Genomic DNA, 3,803 nt, shown 5'->3' on the forward strand with positions numbered 1-3,803 from the left:
CTTTTAAGGATATATATGAATGCAATTTTTAAAGTTATTTGGAATATATCCTTGAGTATATGGGTTGCGGTCGGTGAGTTTGCCAAGGGAAAACAAAAATCAAAAACTACCCAGCGAGGCTCCACAGCCACATCTTTACTTGAGAAATCAGGTAAACATCTTTCTCCTAAAATAGCTATTGTAGCCGCCGCCGTGATGGGGGTGTTTGGTATTCAACCGGCTTTTGCTATCAGTGTCGGCGATTGTGCTGCTATGGGCACAAACTGCGTGACGGTATCAACCGCGGCAGGTTTAGTCGCGGCATTAAGTAGTGCGGGGGCGGGAAGTACTGCGACCACGATCCTATTGACAGCAGATATCAATCTTGCAACCGCATATGCTGGGGGGATCACAGTAAACCAAGCCGCAAATGCCCGGCAGAATCTGGTGATTGATGGTGGTGGCTATAACTTAAACTACGCGAACTTTGCTTTCCTCATGGCGGCGGGAACCACAAATAATGCCGCCTGGAGTTCGCAAAATGCAACGTTCCAACTCGTCAACTTTGGCGACATTACGTCAACGCTTGCGATCACAAGCGGTATAGTTTCCCGACTGGTGTATGTACAAGACGACACGACTCGGTTAGACGTCACTTTGGATAACATTAACTCAGTACCCAATGGAAAACTGGTTGCGATGGGTGTTGATAGCGCGGCGGTCGCAGCCAATAAGATCGGTAGAGTGATATTCGGCAATATTACCCAGCCTATCACCTTAAATTTCGGCACTTATAGACAATCAGTTTTAGGCAGTAATATTACATTTACGGGACATTTCAACTTAACAGGGATAACAAGCCCTGATTATCCGGCGGTATTCTGGAGTAATGATACAGCAGCGAATAGCGTGCTCCATTTTGCCAATGGTGCCGATGTTAATATTACGGGCACGCGGCTCACTAATGGACCCGGTGTTGTTGGTGTTGGCGTGGCCTCGTATAACTATATGATTGATGATGGTGCCAAATTAACCCTGACTATCGATAGCCAAAACCCGTTAGGGGTGGCTAACTATGGTGTACAGATAGGTTCTTATAATCCGGTTACCGGATTATTTGGTTCCGGTGCAGTGATTAACATGAATAACTTGGCGGGCGATGTCATCAGTAATGCCCCCAGTACGACTACAACTTCATATATTTACAATGGTCCGGCCTCGCCTAATGATGTTATCTACAATCTGGCCGCGGGCTCAAATCTTGTTGTTGCTGCCGGAGCGGCCAATGATGGGATTATTGCCAGCAAAACCCTTGCAGGGACGGGGAATATTTATATCCGTTCAGCGGCGACCATCTCTGATGGCACGCAAAATACCACCGCGGGCACCGGGATTAATATCAGTGCTGGCTCATCGGGCAATGTGGTCGTTCGTAATGAGGCTGAGGGTACTATCAGAAAAGCAACCGGTATCAGTGTCACTGATACCGGTAGTGGGACGGTCAATGTCACTAACGCGGGCACGATTAACAGTACTACTGCCGGGATAGTCCTTACCCATAATGGCAGTGGCACGGCTAGTTTGACCAACAGTGGTTCGATTACTAGCACCACGGCGGGGATTGCAGTTTCAGCTGCCACGGCACAAACAATCAATATTGATAATACTGGTGGCACAGTGAGTGCCAGTGCCGGAACAGGTATTAATGTTCTAACCAATGCGTTGCTAAATATGATGGGTGGGGCGATAACCACGACGGGTGCGGCGAATGCGTTAACTTTTGCTGGCACTAGCAATAGCCATGTTTTGACTGACTTGATTCTTAATCTGAATGGTACCGGTGTCGCTTTCTCAAAGGCGGCGGGTGTTAATCTGGCATTAAACCATATCATCTTCAACACGGTGACGGGCACTGCGCTAAATAGCCTGGCCGGTCTGACATTTGCCAACAGTGTTAATGGCAATAATATTATTAATGTGACAGGTGCGGGGACCGGGATAAGTTCTGTTGGTGGGGTCGATCTCAGTAATGCGTATTTGGACATTAATGTGACCGACAGTGCTGGCACCGGGCTGCAAGTAGCCGATGGTGCAGGAACGGCGACCACCATTGGTGTGAATACCCTGATCAATGCAACGGGTGCAACGGCGATTAATTTCGCAGGCACCACTGCAAAGACATTGAATAATAACGGGACGATTAATGGTGCGGTGACATTTGCCGGAACAGCGGCAAATATAATCAATAATAACTCGATATTGAATGGATCATTAACCACAGGTTCCGGCAGCGATACATTAGCTCTTGGTAGCACATCGCAAAGTAATGGTGCGATTAATCTGGGTGACGGGAATAACAATGTCACTATCGAGAATGGTGCACAGGTATCCTCCATTACAACAGGCACAGGCGACGATACTTTTACTCTTAATAATATGACGCTGGGGAGCACTTATTTAGGTGCTCTAAATGCCGGTAGTGGCTCAAATACCCTGAACTTCAATAACTCATTTGATTCTCTGGCGAGTGGTACGTCGTTACAGGGCTTTACCAATATCAATCTTATCGATAGCCAAATTACCCTGAATTTTGACGATAATATCGGTAGCGGGGCAATTAATATCAGCGCGAGCAGTGAGTTACTTTTTGGCAGCACATTCAATAGCACACTGAACGCCTCATTAGGCCATGTTGCCGCCGGGGATGGTTTAGCCATTGTTGATAACGGTGCTAATGTTTCGTTGAGCCAGGCCAGTACTTTTGCTGGCGATTGGCAGGTGAATCAGAGCGGTACTCTAACAGTCAGCAACAGCAATCAGTTGGGGACGAGTAACCTTTCACTGGACGGCACACTGAATTTGAATGGTGTGGCTACGTATAACAACTCCCTGTTGGGAACCGGTTTATTAAATATTGATACCGCGAATAACACCTTCAATTTTGGTGCTAATACAGGCACGGGATTCGCCGGTACGATTGATATGAAAAACACTGTTTTCACCCTGAGTGGTGATAATACAGGCGCATTGAGCAATGCCTCCTTTATTGTGTCTGCGGGGACTCTGGTTGCGGTGGATAATAGCAATCAGGCGATAGGTAATTTTATTCTCAACGGCGGTACCTCTGCATTTTCTAATGGCAGTTTAATTACTGCCGACACGTTGGCGGTGACAAACGACAGCAATATCAGAGTCGATCCGGCCATGAGTATCGCCGGAAACATACTCGATCAAGACACTGGCAGCTCAGTCAAGTTAATTGACAGTAGCAATACCCTATCAGCAACAGATTTGGCGCGACTGACACTCATGGATTTGTTGGGTGCGAGTTTAGGTCCTGATACTTCAATGAGTGTTATTCAGGGGGCGAATACGGTAGCACAAGCCCTTTATAACTATGCCTTATCCGGCGTAGGTAGCGGCTTGAGCATAACCTCTGTGCTGACTCGGTTGGCAATAATCTCCGGGCAGACATTAACGCTGACGTCACAGGGCGCATTGGATACCAATAAACTGCTGACTGCTCAACTGACTGGTAGCGGTAATTTATCTATCGCTGCTGATAACAGCGAAATGACGCTGAACAATGCCACGAACGATTACACCGGTAGCACATTGGTGAATGGCGGCATCTTGAATCTGGGCAGCGATAATGCGCTGGGACAGACCTCTGGATTAACAACCGCGGCGGGCACCAACACTAATCTCAACGGCCACAGCCAGACTGTCGGCGGGCTAACCAATATCGGTACGGTAACGCTGGGCACGGGCGGGGTGCTGAACAGCGGCGTGCTGTCCAACAGCAGTATCCTTGATATCACTGG

At 47.9% G+C, this 3,803-nt stretch carries 1 protein-coding gene; it reads left to right on the forward strand.

The window, feature by feature from the left end:
- Positions 1-51: 51 nt before the first annotated feature.
- On the forward strand, positions 52-3,803 hold a 3,752-nt coding region (locus V2A85_RS22515), incomplete at its 3' end, for a beta strand repeat-containing protein (RefSeq protein ID WP_420072423.1).

The organism is Yersinia sp. 1252 StPb PI, from assembly GCF_048593885.1.
Lineage (GTDB): Bacteria > Pseudomonadota > Gammaproteobacteria > Enterobacterales > Enterobacteriaceae > Yersinia > Yersinia enterocolitica_E.